The 17,688-nt window shown below is 71.7% G+C and carries 13 protein-coding genes; 8 read left to right on the top strand and 5 right to left on the bottom strand.

Annotation, left to right across the window (positions count from 1 at the left end; genetic code table 11):
* Positions 1-284: 284 nt before the first annotated feature.
* Positions 285-1,586 carry a sensor histidine kinase gene (locus ACWD10_RS29990; protein WP_451096541.1) on the top strand — a complete coding sequence of 434 codons (1,302 nt, stop codon included), beginning with the start codon at positions 285-287 and terminating at the stop codon, positions 1,584-1,586.
* Positions 1,583-2,263, top strand: coding sequence for a winged helix-turn-helix domain-containing protein (locus tag ACWD10_RS29985; protein ID WP_451096539.1), 681 nt, complete (start codon positions 1,583-1,585; stop codon positions 2,261-2,263). Before ACWD10_RS29990 ends, ACWD10_RS29985 begins: the two co-directional genes overlap by 4 nt.
* 62 nt (positions 2,264-2,325) lie before the next feature.
* Here ACWD10_RS29985 and ACWD10_RS29980 read toward each other — a convergent pair whose 3' ends face one another.
* On the bottom strand, positions 2,326-3,018 hold the full coding sequence (locus tag ACWD10_RS29980; RefSeq protein WP_451096537.1) for a DUF461 domain-containing protein: 693 nt from the start codon (positions 3,016-3,018) through the stop codon (positions 2,326-2,328).
* Positions 3,019-3,664: 646 nt separating this feature from the next.
* On the opposite strand from ACWD10_RS29980, the gene ACWD10_RS29975 reads away from it, so the two are divergent.
* From ACWD10_RS29975 to ACWD10_RS29950, 6 genes are all read left to right on the top strand, one after another.
* Positions 3,665-4,147, top strand: a complete 483-nt coding sequence (locus ACWD10_RS29975; RefSeq protein ID WP_451096535.1) for a CarD family transcriptional regulator — start codon at positions 3,665-3,667, stop codon at positions 4,145-4,147.
* Between the two features lie 253 nt (positions 4,148-4,400).
* A complete protein-coding gene (gene ispD, locus ACWD10_RS29970) occupies positions 4,401-5,192 on the top strand; it encodes a 2-C-methyl-D-erythritol 4-phosphate cytidylyltransferase (RefSeq protein WP_451096533.1) in 792 nt (263 codons plus the stop codon).
* Positions 5,182-5,718 carry a 2-C-methyl-D-erythritol 2,4-cyclodiphosphate synthase gene (gene ispF, locus ACWD10_RS29965; protein ID WP_451096531.1) on the top strand — a complete coding sequence of 179 codons (537 nt, stop codon included), beginning with the start codon at positions 5,182-5,184 and terminating at the stop codon, positions 5,716-5,718. Before ispD ends, ispF begins: the two co-directional genes overlap by 11 nt.
* A 134-nt stretch (positions 5,719-5,852) precedes the next feature.
* Positions 5,853-7,256, top strand: coding sequence for a cysteine--tRNA ligase (cysS, locus tag ACWD10_RS29960; protein ID WP_451096529.1), 1,404 nt, complete (start codon positions 5,853-5,855; stop codon positions 7,254-7,256).
* Positions 7,257-7,377: 121 nt separating this feature from the next.
* Complete coding sequence (gene rlmB / locus ACWD10_RS29955; RefSeq protein ID WP_451096527.1) at positions 7,378-8,331, top strand: 23S rRNA (guanosine(2251)-2'-O)-methyltransferase RlmB; 954 nt, start codon at positions 7,378-7,380, stop codon at positions 8,329-8,331.
* A 94-nt stretch (positions 8,332-8,425) separates the two neighbouring features.
* Complete coding sequence (locus tag ACWD10_RS29950; RefSeq protein ID WP_451096525.1) at positions 8,426-10,060, top strand: DoxX family protein; 1,635 nt, start codon at positions 8,426-8,428, stop codon at positions 10,058-10,060.
* 81 nt (positions 10,061-10,141) lie between these two features.
* Here the strand turns inward: ACWD10_RS29950 and ACWD10_RS29945 are convergent, their stop codons facing one another.
* From ACWD10_RS29945 to ACWD10_RS29930, 4 genes are all read right to left on the bottom strand, one after another.
* Positions 10,142-10,858: a nucleotidyltransferase family protein gene (locus tag ACWD10_RS29945; RefSeq protein ID WP_451096523.1), complete on the bottom strand. Its 717-nt coding sequence runs from the start codon at positions 10,856-10,858 to the stop codon at positions 10,142-10,144.
* 67 nt (positions 10,859-10,925) lie between these two features.
* A complete protein-coding gene (locus ACWD10_RS29940; protein WP_451096521.1) occupies positions 10,926-11,342 on the bottom strand; it encodes a hypothetical protein in 417 nt (138 codons plus the stop codon).
* A 231-nt stretch (positions 11,343-11,573) separates the two neighbouring features.
* Positions 11,574-12,710 carry an ABC transporter ATP-binding protein gene (locus tag ACWD10_RS29935; RefSeq protein ID WP_451096519.1) on the bottom strand — a complete coding sequence of 379 codons (1,137 nt, stop codon included), beginning with the start codon at positions 12,708-12,710 and terminating at the stop codon, positions 11,574-11,576.
* Between the two features lie 132 nt (positions 12,711-12,842).
* Positions 12,843-17,621 (bottom strand): non-ribosomal peptide synthetase, encoded by a 4,779-nt coding sequence (locus ACWD10_RS29930; RefSeq protein ID WP_451096686.1) that lies wholly within the window; start codon positions 17,619-17,621, stop codon positions 12,843-12,845.
* Positions 17,622-17,688 lie beyond the last annotated feature (67 nt).

Below are 17,688 nucleotides of genomic sequence, written 5' to 3'. Positions count from 1 at the left end.
CCCTGAATACGTTGCCGGGGTTCTGACCCCACGCTCCCACGGTGGTGCCGGAACGCGACCGTTTCCGGCACCTCATGTGAATCACCTCTGTCACCAAGGTGAACTCTGGGCGACACGTTCGCTCCCGTACGGACTGAGCGCACCCCCGCGTCCCGGGCATCCCGGTGCGGCCGGATCGCCCAAATGAACCAGTTCCGTACCGTCGGTGAACTCTCGGCGACGAGTGTTCGAGATCCCACTCCGATCCGTGTGGCCCGGCCTTATCCCGTGCATAACCTGGAGGCATGGACGTGAACGCGGCGGTCGCCGCAGCGGCAGCGATCGCCGGGGTGTGCACCGGCGTGATCGCCATGCTGGCGTTCCGCTGGAGCGAGCGCGACCAGCAACGACCCACCCGCACATCCCTGCACACCGATGCCGTGCTGCCACCCGGCGTGGACACGGTCCTGTCCGTGCTGCGCTCCTCGGCCGTCGTGCTCGACGAGGCCGACTCCGTGGTCAAGGCCAGCTCGGCAGCGTACGCACTCGGTCTCGTACGCGGCGGGAAACTGGCCGTCGAGCCGATGCTCCAGATGGCCCGCGACACCCGCCGCGACGGCGAGATACGCCAGGTCGAGCTGGACCTGCCGCGGCGCGGCACCGGCCGTGGCGAGGCGCTCGCGGTCTCCGCCCGGGTGGCCCCGCTCGGCTCCCGTCTCGTCCTGCTGCTCGTCGAGGACCTCACCGAGGCACGCCGCATCGAGGCGGTACGCCGCGACTTCGTCGCGAACGTGAGCCACGAGCTGAAGACCCCCGTCGGCGCCCTGAGCCTGCTCTCCGAGGCCGTCATGGACGCCTCGGACGACCCGGAGGCCGTGGAGCGGTTCGCCGGCCGGATGCAGACAGAGGCGACCCGCCTGACCAACCTGGTCCAGGAGCTGATCGACCTCTCGCGGGTCCAGAACGACGACCCGCTTGAGGACGCCGAGCCCGTACGGGTCGACGAGCTGGTCACCGAGGCCATCGACCGCTGCCGCCACCAAGCCGGTACGAAGCAGATCACGATGGCCGCCGGGGGCACCGCCGACCTGCACATCTGGGGCAACCGCGGCCAGCTCGCGGCGGCCCTCGGCAACCTCGTCGAGAACGCCGTGAACTACAGCCCGGCCCGCACCCGCGTCGGCATAGCCGCCCGCCGGATCACCGCCCCCGGGGGCGACCAGATCGAGATCGCCGTCACCGACCAGGGGATCGGCATCTCGGACAAGGACAAGGAGCGCATATTCGAGCGCTTCTACCGGGTCGACCCGGCCCGCTCCCGGGCCACCGGCGGCACCGGCCTCGGCCTGGCCATCGTCAAGCACGTGGCCGCCTCCCACGGTGGCGAGGTCACCGTGTGGAGCTCCGAGGGACAGGGCTCCACCTTTACGCTGCGGCTGCCGGAAGCGGGCTCCGTCCGCGACCGGAAGCGCTCCGGCTCCGCCGAGAACGATGGAGCCTCCGACGCGGCCCTCGACGATGAGGACCGCACCGATCCCGACACCACGCACCACCGCGAAACTCGCGAGACCCGCGAGCCGATCCCTGCCCCGGAGGTCCTTCCGTGACCCGAGTGCTCGTCGTCGAGGACGAGGAATCCTTCAGCGATGCCCTGTCGTACATGCTCCGCAAGGAGGGCTTCGAGGTCGCCATCGCGGCCACCGGCCCCGACGGGCTCGACGAGTTCGAGCGCAACGGCGCCGACCTGGTCCTGCTCGACCTGATGCTGCCCGGCCTGCCCGGCACCGAGGTCTGCCGTCAGCTGCGCGGCGTCTCCAACGTCCCGGTGATCATGGTGACCGCCAAGGACAGCGAGATCGACAAGGTCGTGGGCCTCGAGATAGGGGCCGATGACTACGTCACCAAGCCCTTCTCGTCGCGCGAACTCGTCGCCCGTATCCGCGCGGTGCTGCGCCGCCGCGGTGAGCCCGAAGAGGTCACCCCGGCCGCCCTCGAGGCCGGACCGGTCCGCATGGACGTGGACCGGCACGTGGTCACGGTCAGCGGCTCCAAGGTCGACCTGCCGCTCAAGGAGTTCGACCTCCTCGAGATGCTGCTGCGCAACGCGGGCCGCGTGCTGACCCGTATGCAGCTGATCGACCGGGTCTGGGGCGCCGACTACGTGGGCGACACCAAGACCCTCGACGTCCATGTGAAGCGGCTGCGCGCCAAGATCGAGCCCGACCCGGGCGCCCCGCGCTACCTGGTGACGGTCCGCGGCCTGGGCTACAAGTTCGAGCCGTAGGCCGGTGGAACAAAGAAGGGGCGGGAAACCCGAGGGTTTCCCGCCCCTTCTTCAGTTGTTGCTCAGTGCCCGGCGCCGGGCGTCGCGGCACCGCTCGCACCCTGCGCGGGGCTCTCGGAAGCGGCGTCGGACGCGCCCTCGGTCGCACCCTCGGCCGGCTCGCCGGAGGCAGGCGCCGACGGCTTCGTGCCCTTCGTCGGCTTGGCGTCCGGCGTCGGCTTGCCGTCCGGGGCCGCCGGGACGTCGCTCGGGCCCCACTTCTGGAAGTAGCCGGTCGCCGGGGCGACGAGGGCTTCCAGCGTCACGTCGCCGGTCGTGCTCAAGCCGAACGTCACCTTCAGCAGGCTGCTGCCCTGCAGCTCCTCGCTGCTGTTGGGCAGGGACGCGGAGGCGTTGCCCTTGCCGCCGATGACGACGGAGCCGCCCGCGGGCACCACGATCGGGCCGCTGCCCTTGGCGGGCTTGAGCTCGGCGGTCTTGCCCGAGGGGCCGACCTTGATGGACTCCAGGGTCTGGTCCTTGCGGCCCTCGTTGAAGACGGTCGCGGCGACGGCGGCGGGCCCGGTTGCCTCCCGGTCGGGCTGGGTGATGACCAACGCGTTCTGGATCTTGATGTCGCCGACCGAGGTCGCGGCGTGGTCCGGCTGCACGCCGAGGGTCTGCGCCTCGTTGCCGGCACCGCACGCGGAGAGCGTGGCGAGCGAGAACGCGAGGGCGGTGGCGGCGATGGCGCCGCGTCGAAGGCTGCGGCTCACGGCGGCGGCAACTCCTTGAACGTGGGCGGTTAGGACGGGCGTAAGACCGTCCTAAGGATCTGTCAGCGCGCTTAGGTTACCGACCCACTGTCGGGGCACCTCACCCGACCCGCCCTCTGACGTGCGGTCAGCCGCCGGGCGGCCACCGGGGCGTGCGGGCGCCCTCCGGAAGCCGCCGTATGCACCCACGCCACGGTGTGGCCGATTCCCGTCGGTTCCGATTTCAACCGGCGGACTTCCCGGCTTCCACGACCTTTTCCGGTAAGGAACGTTGAGGAACCGTGAGGAATGCGTGTCCACCCCGGGAATTGATCATCACGGTTCAGGTGATCAATTCCGGATTCCTTCCCCATGTGCCCCGTACGCCTCTCCCGACACCGAACGGAGTAGCGGATACCCCCCGCCGCGGAGCGTCCAAACCAGGACGTTCGGCCGCCCGAGACGCACGCCGGACGGTTGTAACGGTCGCGTTTCAGGTTCCCCGGACAGCCGCTCCGACCTGCGAATACCCGTCTCCGGAAAGGCTTCGCAGCACGTTCCCGGCGCTGTTGTCAAGCCCCGAGATGCGGCCTGACCTGCGAAAACGCCATTCAGAAGACGCCGTTCTCGTGTTACCCTGGATAGCCACGGAAGGGGTACCTGTCACATGACGTTCAAGGTTGGCGACACCGTGGTCTATCCCCATCATGGGGCCGCGCTGATCGAGGCCATCGAAACTCGCCAGATCAAAGGCGTGGACAAGACCTACTTGGTGCTCAAGGTCGCTCAGGGCGACTTGACGGTTCGGGTCCCGGCGGACAATGCCGAGTTCGTCGGCGTGCGAGACGTCGTCGGTCAGGACGGCCTTGACCGGGTCTTCGACGTACTGCGCGCACCGTACGCCGAGGAGCCCACGAACTGGTCACGTCGTTACAAGGCAAATCTCGAAAAGCTCGCCTCAGGCGATGTCATCAAGGTCGCGGAAGTCGTACGTGACCTGTGGCGCCGCGAGCGCGAGCGCGGACTCTCCGCCGGTGAGAAGCGCATGCTCGCCAAGGCCCGCCAGATCCTGGTGAGCGAATTGGCGCTCGCGGAGAACACCAACGAAGACAAGGCCGAGGCCCTGCTCGACGAAGTCCTCGCGTCCTGACGTAGTAAGCAGTACCAGCATCACCATGCCGCGGTGCCCGCTGACCCGCTCTCGCCCCCGAGACCGTGTCGCCGGGCACTGCGGCATGTCCGTACCCGTGCGGCATCCTGAGCCTCAGCTGGTGTGCCGGGCCCGGACCGCCGGCGCCGGCTCGACCGATCGTCACGGAAAGGGTCCCGGTCAAGGCGTCAACGCCCGGCACCCTCTGGCCATACCCACCTCGTCCGAGGAAACAAACCTGAACGCGGACCTGATGTCAGACGAAACCCACGCTTCCCCGCAGTCCTCGCACTCCCCTGAGAGCGACGCCCCGAGCCACCGGACCGCCGCCATCATTCCGGCCGCGGGCCGTGGGGTGCGCCTCGGCCCCGGAGCGCCCAAGGCGCTGCGTGCGCTCAGCGGCACCCCGATGCTGATCCACGCCGTGCGCGCGATGGCCGCCTCGCGGTCCGTCTCGCTCGTCGTCGTGGTGGCCCCGGCCGACGGCGTCGGCGAGGTCAAGACGCTGCTCGACGCGCACGCGCTGCCCGAGCGGACCGACTTCCTCGTGGTGCCCGGCGGCGACACCCGCCAGGAGTCCGTCAGCGCCGGAGTGGCCGCGCTACCCGAGAACGTCACCGAGGTCCTCGTGCACGACGCCGCCCGGCCGCTCGTGCCGGTCGACACGGTCGACGCCGTCATCGAGACCGTACGGGCCGGAGCTCCGGCCGTCGTGCCCGCGCTGCCCCTCGCGGACACCGTCAAAGAGGTCGACCCCGCACCGGCCGCGGGCGAGCCCGAACCGGTCGTGGCCACCCCGGAGCGGTCCCGGCTGCGCGCCGTGCAGACCCCGCAGGGCTTCGAACGGGCCGCGCTCGTACGGGCCCACGAGACGGTCGCCGTCACCGGCGACGGCGCCACCGACGACGCCGGGATGGTCGAACGGCTCGGCCTGCCCGTGGTGGTCGTGCCCGGGCACGAGGAGGCGTTCAAGGTGACACGGCCCCTCGACCTCGTACTCGCGGAGGCGGTCCTGGCGCGCAGGAGGGCGACCGATGGCTTCTGAGGAACGGCCGGCGGCGGCCGGGAAAACGGCCGCTACTGAAGTACGGGCGGCGCTGCCGCAGGTCGGCATCGGGACCGACATCCACGCCTACGAAGAAGGGCGCGAACTCTGGGTCGGCGGACTCAAGTGGGAGGACTCCGGGCCGGGGCTCGCGGGCCACTCCGACGCCGACGTGGTGGCGCACGCCGCGTGCAACGCGCTGTTCTCGGCCGCCGGACTCGGGGACCTCGGGGCGCACTTCGGCACCGGGCGGCCCGAGTGGGCCGGGGCATCCGGGATCGCGCTGCTCACCGAGGCGGCGCGGATCGTGCGGGACGCCGGATTCGAGATCGGGAACGTGGCCGTGCAGGTGGTCGGCGTACGCCCGAAGATCGGAAAGCGGCGCGAAGAGGCACAGAAGGTCCTGTCGGAGGCTGTAGGGGCGCCGGTCGCGGTGTCCGCGGCGACGACGGACGGACTCGGCTTCACGGGGCGGGGCGAGGGCCTCGCCGCGATCGCCACGGCACTGGTGGTGCGGGCCGTCTAGCGTGGGCGCCCACAGCGGTTGAGCGGGTCAGGCCCCGCAAGGGCGTCGACCGGATTTGACGGTTCCGTGAAAGCGGCCGGGGGTCCCGGACGGGTCAGGGAATGGGACCCCCAAAAGGTCAGTACCCTTGACGCGTGACTATTCGCCTGTACGACACCAGCGCCCGGCAGATCCGTGATTTCACCCCGCTCGTGCCGGGCTGTGTCTCGATCTACCTGTGTGGCGCGACCGTGCAGGCCGCCCCGCACATCGGGCACATCAGGTCGGGGCTGAACTTCGACATCATGCGCCGCTGGTTCGCGTACCGCGGCTATGACGTGACGTTCGTGCGGAACGTGACGGACATCGACGACAAGATCATCTGGAAGGCCGCGGAGCAGAACCGGCCCTGGTGGTCCATCGGGTACGAGAACGAGCGCGCGTTCAACGAGGCGTACGACGCCCTCGGCTGCCTGCCGCCCAGCTACGAGCCGCGCGCGACCGGGCACGTGACCGAGATGGTCGAGATGATGCGCGGCCTGATCGAGCGCGGCCACGCCTACGAGGCGGACGGGAACGTCTACTTCGACGTGCGCTCGTACGAGGGCTATCTGGAGCTGTCCCGGCAGGAGCTCGAAGACCTGCGGCAGCCCTCCGGCGAGGGCGAGACCGGCAAGCGCGACCTGCGGGACTTCGCCATGTGGAAGGCCGCGAAGCCGGGCGAGCCGAGCTGGGAGACGCCCTGGGGCCGCGGCCGCCCGGGCTGGCACCTGGAGTGCTCCACGATGGCCCACAAGTACCTGGGCGAGGAGTTCGACATCCACGGCGGCGGGCTCGACCTGGTCTTCCCGCACCACGAGAACGAGATCGCGCAGGCCAAGGCGTTCGGCGACCACTTCGCCCGGTACTGGGTGCACAACGCCTGGGTGACCATGGCCGGCGACAAGATGTCGAAGTCGCTCGGCAACTCGGTGCTCGTCTCCGAGATGGTCAAGCAGTGGCGGCCCATCGTGCTGCGCTACTACCTCGGCACCCCGCACTACCGCTCGATGATCGAGTACAGCGAGGAGGCCCTGCGCGAGGCCGAGGCCGCCTTCGGGCGGATCGAGGGCTTCGTGCAGCGCGTCACCGAGCTTGCGGGCACGGTCGAGCCCGCCGCCGAGGTGCCGCTCGCGTTCGCCGAGGCGATGGACGACGACTTGGCGGTGCCGCAGGCGCTCGCGATCGTGCACACCGCGGTACGGCAGGGCAACTCCGCGCTCGCCGCGGACGACAAGGAGGCCGCCGTCGCGCGGCTCGCCGAGGTGCGGGCCATGCTCGGCGTGCTCGGCCTCGATCCACTGGACGCGCAGTGGGCGGCCGCCGCCGCGGACGGCGAGGGCGAGGCCCTGAAGAGCACGGTCGACTCCCTGGTCCGGCTCGTCCTCGACCAGCGGCAGTCCGCCCGGGCCCGCAAGGACTGGGCGACCGCCGATGCCATCCGCGACCAGCTCACCCAGGCCGGCCTCACCATTGAGGACGGCCCCGACGGAGCCCGCTGGACCCTTACGGGGCACTGAGCACGGGCCCGCGGGCGCGCCTGAGGGTGCGCTCGCGGGCGGCTCCGTTTTCCAGCGGGCGGCTTCGTCAAGCACACTTCAAGCAGTGATTTTTTCTTCGGCGTACGGAAACAGGTAGGTCATGGCCGGGAACAGCCAGCGCAGGAACCGCCGCACCAGCAATAAGAAGGGCGCGACGGTCGGCAGCGGTGGCAAGCGGCGCCGCGGGCTCGAGGGCAAGGGCCCGACGCCGCCCGCCGAGATGCGCAAGGGGCACAAGAAGAACCGGATCGCGAGCGCGCAGGCCAAGAAGGCGGCCGGACGCAAGCCCGTCGCGCGGCGCGGCGGCAAGGGCACGTCCGAGATGGTCGTCGGCCGCAACCCGGTCGTCGAGGCGCTGCGCGAGGGCGTGCCCGCGTCCACGCTGTACGTCCAGCAGTTCATCGACAACGACGAGCGGGTGCGCGAGGCGCTTCAGCTCGTCGCCGACCGCGGCGGCATCAACCTGATGGAGGCCCCGCGGCCCGAGCTCGACCGGATGACCAATGGCCTCAACCACCAGGGCCTCGTCCTGCGGATCCCGGCGTACGAATACGCGCACCCGGAGGACCTGGCCGCCGCCGCGTACGACGAGGGCGAGGACCCGCTGATCGTCGCGCTCGACGGGGTGACGGACCCGCGGAACCTCGGTGCCGTGGTGCGGTCGGTCTCCGCGTTCGGCGGGCACGGCGTCGTGGTGCCGGAGCGGCGGGCGGCCGGGATGACGGCCGGGGCGTGGAAGACGTCGGCGGGTACGGCGGCGCGTACGCCGGTGGCCCGGGCGACGAATCTGACGCGCGCGCTCGAGGCGTACAAGAAGGCGGGCGTCGTGGTCGTCGGGCTCGCCGCCGATGGTGAGCACGAGATCGGCGAGCTCGACGCGCTCGGTGGGCCCGTGGTCATCGTCGTGGGCAGCGAGGGCAAGGGCCTTTCCCGGCTCGTCGGGGAGACCTGCGACTTCCGGGTACGCATCCCCATGCCGGGCGGTGCCGAGTCGCTGAACGCCGGTGTCGCGGCCGGCGTTGTCCTCTACGAGGCGGCTCGACGCCGGGGCTGATACCGCGTCTTACCTACAGTGGTAAGGAAGTTGACGGGGTCCGGACAGATCGGGCGGGTCAAGGCAGTGTCCTAAGCACTCATCACTCGGTTAGATGAGTGTGGACACCAGAACACCCACCGGACTCGACGACGGTCCCGTGCTGAGCATGGTGAAGGTGCCGTGCGACCCGGCGCAGGTCATCGTCAATCACGCCAGCTTCCGTGTGCGGCTCTCCGCCGAGCAGACGGCGAACTTCGCGTTGTCTTCGGCGTCTTCGGCCGCTGTGTCGTCGTCTGCGGCCGGGGCCGCGGCCGCCGCGCGTCGGCGGCAGCGGGCGGCCGCCGGGACCGACACGGAGACCACGCGGCTGCCCGTCGTCGGCACCGGAGGTCGGCGCAGGGCGCCCGTCGTGTGGAGCGGGAGGTCCGAGCCGGGCGACCCCGGGGCCACCGGCCTCCTCCAGGCCGTACGGAACTCCGGGGTGCGGCGCGAAGAGCCGTTCGCGGACGGCGCCTCCACCCAGGTCATCCCGCGGATCGAAGAGACCGCCCCGCAGGTCATCGGCCCGCGCACCCCCGAGGGCGGCGAGACCCGGCTGCTGCCCAGACTGGGGGGCGTCGACAGCGGCGACGACGACCTCGGGGCAGTCACCTACGGGGCCGAGGAGTTCGACGGCCCCGACGGAGGTCGTGACGGAGGCCGTGACGGCGGGCGCGGCGCCGAGGGGCGGCGGCACGGAGCCGACCCCGTGCGGCACGCGTACTACCCCGGGCGGCGGATGAACCTCGGGGTCGTGCTGCTTCCGCTGCGGATCTTCCTGGGACTCATCTCGGTCTACGCCGGGATGGGGAAGCTCTGCGACCCCGTCTACTTCGACGGCGGCGAACGCGGCTCCATGGTCAAGTGGCTCCAGTCGCTGCACCCTTGGACGCCCATAGAGCCGCTGCGCGACTTCGCCCTGTCGCACCCGGTCGGCGCCGGGCTCAGCATCGCCTTCCTCCAAGTCGTCGTCGGCGTGCTGACCATGCTCGGCCTGTGGCAGCGGGTCGCCGCCGTGATCGGTGCGCTCCTGTCCGCCGCGCTGCTCGTGACCGTCAGCTGGCGGACCGTACCCGTCTATGACGCGCCGGACATCATCTACCTCGCCGCGTGGAGCCCGTTGATCATCGCCGGGGCGCCGGTGTACTCCGTCGACGGGCGGCTCGCCGGGGAGGCATGGCGGACCCTCGGACCGCGCGCGGAGCTCTGGGAGCTGCGCCGCCGGGTGCTGCGCCGGGGCGCTCTGCTGGGCACCCTCGTCGTCGGAGTGACCCTGCTCGTGGGCTCGTTGCTCGGTGGCGCGGTGCGCGATGCCGACCGCGTGACCGCACCGGGCCCGGGCGAGTCGCCGCGGAACCAGCTGCCCGGCACCCCGCTGCCGAAGGACCCGGAGGACCGGCAGCGCGCCGAGCGCCGCAGCCCCGAGGCCACCTCGGGTTCGCCCACACAGGGCGGCAGTTCGAGCCCGTCGAGCCGCTCGTCCGCGCCCCCGGAGGCGACCGAATCCGGCTCCGTCAGCGCCGGACAGCCGAGCGAGACGCAGGGCACCACTGGGCAGGAGGCACCCCAGGACTCCGCACCGGCCACCTCGACCGGGCCGTCGTCCAGCGGGGGTTCCAGCAGCGGCTCGCCGAGCGGGTCGAGCAGTGGCTCCAGCGACTCCGGTGGCGGCGAGGAAGGCGGGCTGGTCGGAGGGCTGCTCGGGTAGCGGCTCTCGGTACGGCGTACGTACGCCACGGGGCCCGGCACACACGCGATGTGCCGGGCCCCATGACGTACGTACGCCGTCTCAACGGGCTTGGCCCGCAAGCTCCTTGGCGGCCTCCGTCAGGTCCTTCGCCGTGTCGATCGCGCGCCAGTACGCGCCCTGCGGCAGCGGGAAGCCCGCCAGGCGGCGCTCGCGGGCGAGGCGCGGGAACGTGGTGCGCTCGTGGTCGCCGCGCTCGGGCAGCAGGGCGGCGAAGCCCGGTGAGAAGACGTACACGCCCGCGTTGATCTGGTACGCGGACGGCGGGGCCTCGACGAAGTCCGTGATGTGGCCGAAGGCGTCGGTCTCGACGGCGCCCCAGGGGATCCGGGGGCGGGCCAGGGCGAGGGTCGCGGTGGCGTCCCGCTCGGTGTGGAACGCGGCCATCTCGCGGAGCGAGAAGCGGGTCCAGATGTCGCCGTTGGTGGCGTACCAGGGCTGATCGGGCTGCGGGAGGTGGGCGGCGGCGTACTTGAGGCCGCCGCCGCGGCCGAGCGGCTCGTGCTCGACGACCGTGGTGACCTTCAGCGGCAGATCCGCCTGGTCCAGCCACTCCTGCAGTACGTCGGCGAGGTGGCCGCAGGAGACGACGGCGTCGGTCACGCCCGCCTCGGCGAGCCAGGACAGTTGATGGCCGATGATCGGGGTCCCCGTGCCGGGGATCTCGACCATCGGCTTCGGCCGGTCGTCGGTGTACGGGCGCAGGCGGGAACCCTGGCCGCCGGCGAGGATTACCGCTTGTGTGGGGGCGTCGGTCATGGGCCGACCCTATGCTGCTCCGGCTCTCGGCCTCTCGCGGTGGGCCGGCGGGAGGCCGATGGCCGGTTCAGCCCCGGGCGGCCATGGCGGCCACGCCCGCGGCGTACGAGGTGTCGCAGGTCGGGCGGGCGTAGGACTGGGCGCGGTTCGGGCCGTACTGCTTCACGGCGGCGCGGCCGAGGGCGCGGGCGATGGAGGCGCAGTGCCTGGCGAGCGACGGGTGCGCGTTGACCTCCTTCTGGAGGCGGGTGAGGACGGCGCCGGGGTTCTTCTCCTGGAGCTCGCGGAGGAGCTTGTCGCGCAGGACGTCCTGCGGGGCGCGGGACTTGGCGGGGGCGGAGGCTCCCTCGGCGGAGGCGGTGAGCATCGACTGGTTGCTCCCCGACCAGTTGACTCGGGTGACCGCGAGCGTCCCGGAGAGAACCAGGACAACGGGGAGGACGAGAGCGAGGGTTCGGCCGATTCGGCGGGCGCTTTGGTTCACGCGTGTGAGCGTAGCGGTCAGTGATGATTTGGCGACATTTGGTCACCGTATCGAGGGACGGCTTGTGGGCCTTTTTCGATTGCCATGTTGACGAACGAGGATCGAAAAGGGCGTTGTGCCGGGGTATTTGTCGGCTCTCGGGGGCTTTGGGGTGTGCGGGGTGAGTGAGGCGTACGGCCCCGCACCGAAGTGCGGGGCCGTACGCGGAAGTTCGCGAGGGTTTGCCTGGGGTCAGTCGCTGAGGCGTTCGCCGCTCGAGGTGGAGAAGACGTGGGTCTCGCCGGGGCGTGGCACGACGTGCAGCTGGGAGCCCTTTTCCGGGACGCTGCGGCCGCTGACGCGAACGACGAGGTCCTTGGGTGCGCCGCCGACCTCGGCGGTGCCGTAGACGTAGCCGTCGGCGCCGAGCTCTTCGACGACGTTCACGGTGATGGCGAGGCCGGCGGGGGCGTCTTCGCTGTCCTTGGAGAGGCTCTTGCTGGCTTCGCCGTTCTGCTCGACGACGTCGAAGTGCTCGGGCCGCACACCGACGGTGACGGTGCGGTCACCCTTATCGGTGGCGCTGCTGAGGGCTTCGCGGTTGACCGGGACGACGGAGTTGCCGAACTTCACGCCGCCGTCGGTGATGGGGACCTCGACGAGGTTCATGGCCGGGGAGCCGATGAATCCGGCGACGAAGAGGTTGGCCGGGCGGTCGTACATGCTGCGGGGCGAGTCGACCTGCTGGAGCAGTCCGTCCTTCAGTACCGCCACGCGGTCGCCCATGGTCATGGCTTCGACCTGGTCGTGGGTGACGTACACGGTGGTGATGCCGAGGCGGCGCTGGAGCGAGGCGATCTGTGTACGGGTGGAGACGCGGAGCTTTGCGTCGAGGTTGGAGAGCGGCTCGTCCATGAGGAAGACCTGGGGCTCGCGGACGATGGCGCGGCCCATCGCGACGCGCTGGCGCTGACCGCCGGAGAGCGCCTTGGGCTTGCGGCCCAGGTACTCGGTGAGGTCGAGGATCTTCGCGGCTTCTTCGACCTTCTGCCGGATCTCGGCCTTCGGGCGGCCCGCGATCTTGAGGGCGAAGCCCATGTTGTCGGCGACGGTCATGTGTGGGTAGAGCGCGTAGTTCTGGAACACCATGGCGATGTCCCGGTCCTTGGGCGGCAGATGAGTGACGTCGCGGTCGCCGATGCGGATGGCTCCGGCGTTGACATCCTCCAGGCCCGCGAGCATCCGCAGGGAGGTGGACTTTCCGCAGCCGGACGGGCCGACCAGAACGAGGAATTCGCCGTCCTCGATCTCGATATCGAGACCGTCTACGGCGGCTTTGTCGGCACCCGGGTAGATGCGGGTCGCCTTGTCGAACGTAACAGTGGCCATGGTGAGGGGCCCCCTTCACCGGCAGGAACGTGCCGGACGATCCGAGTAAAGGAAGGTGCTGCCCGGCCGGGTGGCAGGGCAGTGGTGCAGTCCCGTCGGTGGTGTAGTCCAGACGCGGACTGATCAGCGACGCTACCCGGCGGTGGCCGATTCCGGTAGGGGTGCGCCCGGCCGCGCGGGATCGGGCTTCGATCGGGCATCGGGCCGCCGGGAATCGGGCATCTGCCGGGCACCGGGCTCCTTGCTGGCACCGGGCTTTTCGCCGGCAGCGGGTTTCTTGCCGACATCGGACGGTCGCAGGAAGCCGGTGCGCAGGAAGTGGCGTACGCAGGTGTCGAACAGGGCCCGGTCGTCGCCGCGCAGGTCGATGCCGGTGCCGGTGAGTAGCGCGCGCGTGCTGCCCGCGTCGATCCGGTACGCGGCTTCGGAGCCGACCCGGCCGTTGTCGTCCGTGAACACGGAGAGCAGGGCTGGTCCCGTAGGGGTCGAGGCGAGGGCGCGCAGCCATTGGGAGAGCGGAACCGTGTCGATAGGGAAGCCGTGGGCGCGGAGCCGGGCGGCGGCGTCGGCGAGGGTGAGGCGGCGCTCGGCGGTCAGGTGGAAGGTGCGGCCGGACGCGCGCGGGTCCAGCGAGAGCGCGGTGACGGCGGCGGCCGCCCGGTCGACGGGGATCAGGTCGAAGGCGAGGTCCTGCGCGGGGTCGCCGGTCGGCAGCGGCGCCGTGCCGGTGCGCGCGCAGGCTTGCAGGAGCAGCCACATCAGGTCGGTGTCCGGGACGGTGCCGGTGACGGTGTCGCCGGTGATGCGGGTGGGGCGGTAGACGGTCACCGGGAGGCCGCGGTCGCGAGCCTGGGAGAGGAGAGACTCGGCGGCCCATTTGGTGCGGGTGTAGCCGTGGCGGAGGCGGGTGGGCGGGGGGAGTGGGGTGTCGGGGTGGTGAGCGGTGTGGGGGGAGGTGAGGTTGGGGGCGGGGCCGGGGCCGGGCTCTGGGGTGGTGGTGGCGGGGTCGGGTGCGCCGGAGAGGACGCCGATCGTGGAGATGTGGTGGACCGGGACCGTGCGGTGGGCGGCGGCCAGGCGGAGCACCTCGGCCGTGCCGTCGACGTTCGGGGCCCGCAACCGCTCGTACTCCTGGGTGAGATGGACTGCCGCACCGCAGTGGTGGACGGCATCGACGGTCCGGGCCAGACGGTCGTACGTCGCCGGGTCGAGGCCCAGGCGAGGGGCGGCGAGGTCGCCGGGGACACAGCGCACGCGGGCGGCCATGCCGGGGTGGCGGATGCCGTACCGCCGCAGAGCCGCCGCGAGCCGCTCCTCGGCGCGCGGCCCGCGGATGAGGCAGTGCACGGTGGCGTCGGTACGGCGCAGCAACTCGCGGAGCAGGAAGGCGCCGAGGAAGCCGGTGGCGCCGGTCAGGAGCAGATTCCGGGGGGTGGTGAGGGCGGTCGCTCCGGTGGCCGTGGTTCCGGTGGCGGGCGCGGGCCGAATGTCAGTGGCGAGTCGTACGTTGGTTTCGGGTCGTCGGCCGGGGGGTGTTCCGGTGCCGGTGGACCCGTTGGTCGCGGCTGCCGTCGCGCGGGCGGCCAGGCCCGCGATGGTCGGGGTGGTGAACAGAGCGTTGAGGGGCAGGTCCGGGGCGTCGGGATCGGCGCGGAGGGCCAGGAGCAGACGGGCGGCGCGCAGGGAGTCGCCGCCCGAGGCGAAGAAGTCTTCGTGGGGGGAGGGAAGTTGAGGGACTTCGAGGATGCGTTGCCAGTGCTGGGCTATGCGGAGTTCGAGGGGGGTGTGGGTCGTTACGGGGGCTGGGCCCGGGGTCGGTTGGACCGACTGGACCGACTGGACCGACTGGACCGACTGCTTCGACTGGTCCGACTGCTTCGACTCGGTCACGTACGCCTCGTGCGCCGCGAGTGCCGCTCGGTCCACCTTGCCGCTGGGGGTGAGGGGCAGGCGGTCGGTGGGGACGTAGTGCGCCGGGAGCAGGTGGGCGGGCAGCCGTTCGGCGAGGGCGTGGCGGAGGTCTTCCGGGGTGCGGGCGTCCCGGGCCGTGGCGGGGGTGGGGGTGTAGTGGGCGATGAGGCGTGCGGGGGTGCCCGTCGCGACCACCGCCGCGTCGCGGATGCCGGGGAGCGCGCGCAGAGCGGCCTCCACCTCGGCGGGCTCGACCCGGTGGCCGCGGATCTTGACCTGGTCGTCACGGCGGCCCAGGAACTCGATCGCGCCGTCCGAGCGGAAGCGCCCCAGGTCGCCGCTGCGGTAGAGCCGCTCCCCGTTGACGTACACGAAGTGGGCGGCGGTCTCCTCGGGCAGCCCGGCGTAGCCCGTGGCGAGGGTGCGGCCGCCGAGGCAGAGCTCGCCCACGGCGCCGACGGGTACGGGACGCAGAGCCGCGTCCAGGATGCGGACGACGGTGCCGGGCAACGGGCGCCCTATCGGCGGGCGTTCGGGCCAATCGGCGGCCGGGCCGGTGAGGCGGTGGGCGGTGATGACATGGGTCTCGGAGGGCCCGTACTGGTTCTCCAGGGTCGCCCGGGTGAGCTCGCCGAAGAAGGTGCGCACGGCCGGGGTGACGTACAGCTGCTCGCCCGCCGTGACGACCTCGCGCAGCCGCGTGCCGCGGCGGGTGGCGGCCGCGTACTCGGCGAGTTGCTGGAGCGCCACGAAGGGCAGGAAGAGACGGTCGACGCGGGCCTCGTCGACCAGGTCGAGCAGGCGTTCCGGGTCGCGGCGCCGCTCCTCGTCGGCCAGGACGAGGGTGCCCCCGGCCGCCCAGGTGGCGAGGAGCTCCTGGAAGGCCACGTCGAAGCTGAGCGGCGCGAACTGGAGGGTGCGGGCGCCGGGTTCGGTCACCGCCGAGCGGGTGCGCTGCCAGTCGACCAGGGCGGCGAGGCCACGGTGCGGCATGGTGACGGCCTTGGGGCGGCCGGTGGAGCCCGAGGTGTGGATGAGGTAGGCGGGGGTGGTGGGGGTGATGGTGGGGAGGGGATTCGCGTTGGGGAGGGGCTTCGTGCTCGGGAGAGGCTTCGCGCTGGGGAGGGGCTTCTCTCTTTCCGCGCCTGCTCCCGCTGCCTCTCTTTCTCTCTGTACCTCCGCTTCTCTCTGTACCTCTGCCTCCGTCTCTCCCTGCGCGTTCTCTTCTACGTAGAACGTCTTCAGCGTCGCGTGCGAGGGTGCGGTCCCGCGCGTCGTCAGAAGGACCGTCGCCTCGCTGGTGCGCAGCATCAGCTCCCGGCGGGCGGACGGGTAGGCGGGGTCGATCGGGACGCAGCAGGCTCCGGCCTTCAGGGTGGCGAGGACCGCGATGGCGGCCTCGGGGCCGCGCGGCAGGCTGAGGGCGATGCGGCTGCCGGGGCCGTGGCCGTGTGCGAGCAGGCGTCGGGCCAGGGCGTCGGAGGCGTGGTCGAGGTCGCGGTAGGTCAGTGCGCGGAGGCCGTCGGTGCTCGCTCGCGCGCCGTGCAGGACGGCTGGGAGGTAAGGCGTGCGGGCGGCCTGGGCGGTGAAGGCCTCGTGGACGAGTGGGGGATGGGGGTCGGCCGGGGCCGGGCCGGTCGACCAGGCGTGTATGTCGGCGAGTTCGGCCGTCGGGAGCAGGCCGAGGTCGGTGAGGGGGCGGTCCGGGGCGCGCACGGCGGCGTCGAGGAGCGTGCTGAAGCGGTCGGCGATGCGGCGGGCTTCGGCGGCGTCCCAGAGGTCGGTGGCGTACTCCAACAGGCCGGTGAGGCCGCCCTGTTCGCCGGACGCGGCCCGCCCGGCCCGCCCGGTCTCCCCAGTCCGCCCGGTCCGTTCGGGTATCAGGTGGAGGAACGCGTCGAACTTCGCGGTGCCGTTGTGCGGGTGCAGGCGCTCGGCGGTCAGGCCGGGCAGGTCGAGGCCGGGGGTGTCCGCGTCGTCGACCGTCAGGACCACCTGGAAGAGCGGGAACCGGCCGGAGGCGCGGTCCACGCCGAGGGCGTCGCCGAGGTCGCGGACGAGTCGGCCGTACGACACATCGCGGTGCGTCACCGCTCCCCAGACCGCCTTACGGAGTGCCCGAGCGAGCTCGGCGAAGCTGCCGTCGGCGACGCGGCCGACGCGCAGCGGCAGCAGGTCCGTCAAGCAGCCGATCAGAGGCTCGAGTTCGGGCTCGTCGCGGCGCGAGACCGGGGTGCCGAGGACCACGTCCGGCTGTCCGGAGAGGCGGGCGACGAGGGTGGCCAGGGTCGCGGCCAGGAGGACGAAGGGGGTGGTGCGCAGGCTCCGCGAGAGGGCTCGTACGCGGCCATACGTGTCCGGGGCGATGCGGAACCGCACCTGGCCGCCGCGGCGGCTCGGGGTGGCGGGGCGCGCCCGGCGGGACGGGAAGGTCGACTCGGCCGGGGCGCCGTCGAGGACGGTGCGCCAGTGGTCGACCAGGGCGCTTGTCTCCGCGTCGGGGCGGTCCCGCAGGCGTGCGGCATACGGGCCGAACTGTAAGGGGAGCGGGGGGAGTTGCGGCTCCTTACCGTCGACTGCGGCCGCGTACAGGGCGCTGAACTCCTCGTCGAGGATCCGGAAGCTCCAGCCGTCGAGCACCGCGTGGTGCAGGGCGACGGCCAGGACGTGGTCGTCGGGGGCGAGGCGGAGCAGGGTGGCGTGGAGGAGAGGGGGGCGGTCCAGGGGGAGAGGCTGGCTTACGGCCGTGCGCAGGGCGTCGTCGAGGGCTTCGGGCGTGGTGTCGCGCCGGTGTAAGGGGACGGGGCCGGGCGGCGTGACCTCCTGCCGGGGCGTGCCGTCGGGGGCCAGGGTGAGGCGGGTGCGCAGGGCCTCGTGGCGGGCGACGAGGGCGGTGAGGGCCTGCTCGACGGCGGCCGGGTACAGGGGGCCTCGGAGGCGGTGGGTCCAGTTCTCTACGTAGGGGGAGGGGGTCGCGCCGCTGTGGCACGACGGCCCCACGCTCTGTCTGGTCAACCATGTGCACACCGACCTGTGGGGGATGCGCTATCCGGGCCCCGCGGCCCGG

The organism is Streptomyces sp. NPDC002851, assembly GCF_053591935.1.
The sequence above is the reverse complement of the archived record's forward strand: the minus strand, read 5'-3'. Positions and strand labels throughout refer to the sequence as shown.

Excerpts from the sequence above, each read along its gene's own strand:
- rlmB (WP_451096527.1), top strand. The coding sequence starts at position 7,378 with ATGGCCGGGAACAGCCAGCGCAGGAACCGCCGCACCAGCAATAAGAAG.
- ACWD10_RS29950 (WP_451096525.1), top strand. The coding sequence starts at position 8,426 with ATGAGTGTGGACACCAGAACACCCACCGGACTCGACGACGGTCCCGTG.
- ispD (WP_451096533.1), top strand. The coding sequence starts at position 4,401 with ATGTCAGACGAAACCCACGCTTCCCCGCAGTCCTCGCACTCCCCTGAG.
- ACWD10_RS29935 (WP_451096519.1), bottom strand. The coding sequence starts at position 12,710 with ATGGCCACTGTTACGTTCGACAAGGCGACCCGCATCTACCCGGGTGCC.
- ispF (WP_451096531.1), top strand. The coding sequence starts at position 5,182 with ATGGCTTCTGAGGAACGGCCGGCGGCGGCCGGGAAAACGGCCGCTACT.
- ACWD10_RS29990 (WP_451096541.1), top strand. The coding sequence starts at position 285 with ATGGACGTGAACGCGGCGGTCGCCGCAGCGGCAGCGATCGCCGGGGTG.
- ACWD10_RS29945 (WP_451096523.1), bottom strand. The coding sequence starts at position 10,858 with ATGACCGACGCCCCCACACAAGCGGTAATCCTCGCCGGCGGCCAGGGT.
- ACWD10_RS29975 (WP_451096535.1), top strand. The coding sequence starts at position 3,665 with ATGACGTTCAAGGTTGGCGACACCGTGGTCTATCCCCATCATGGGGCC.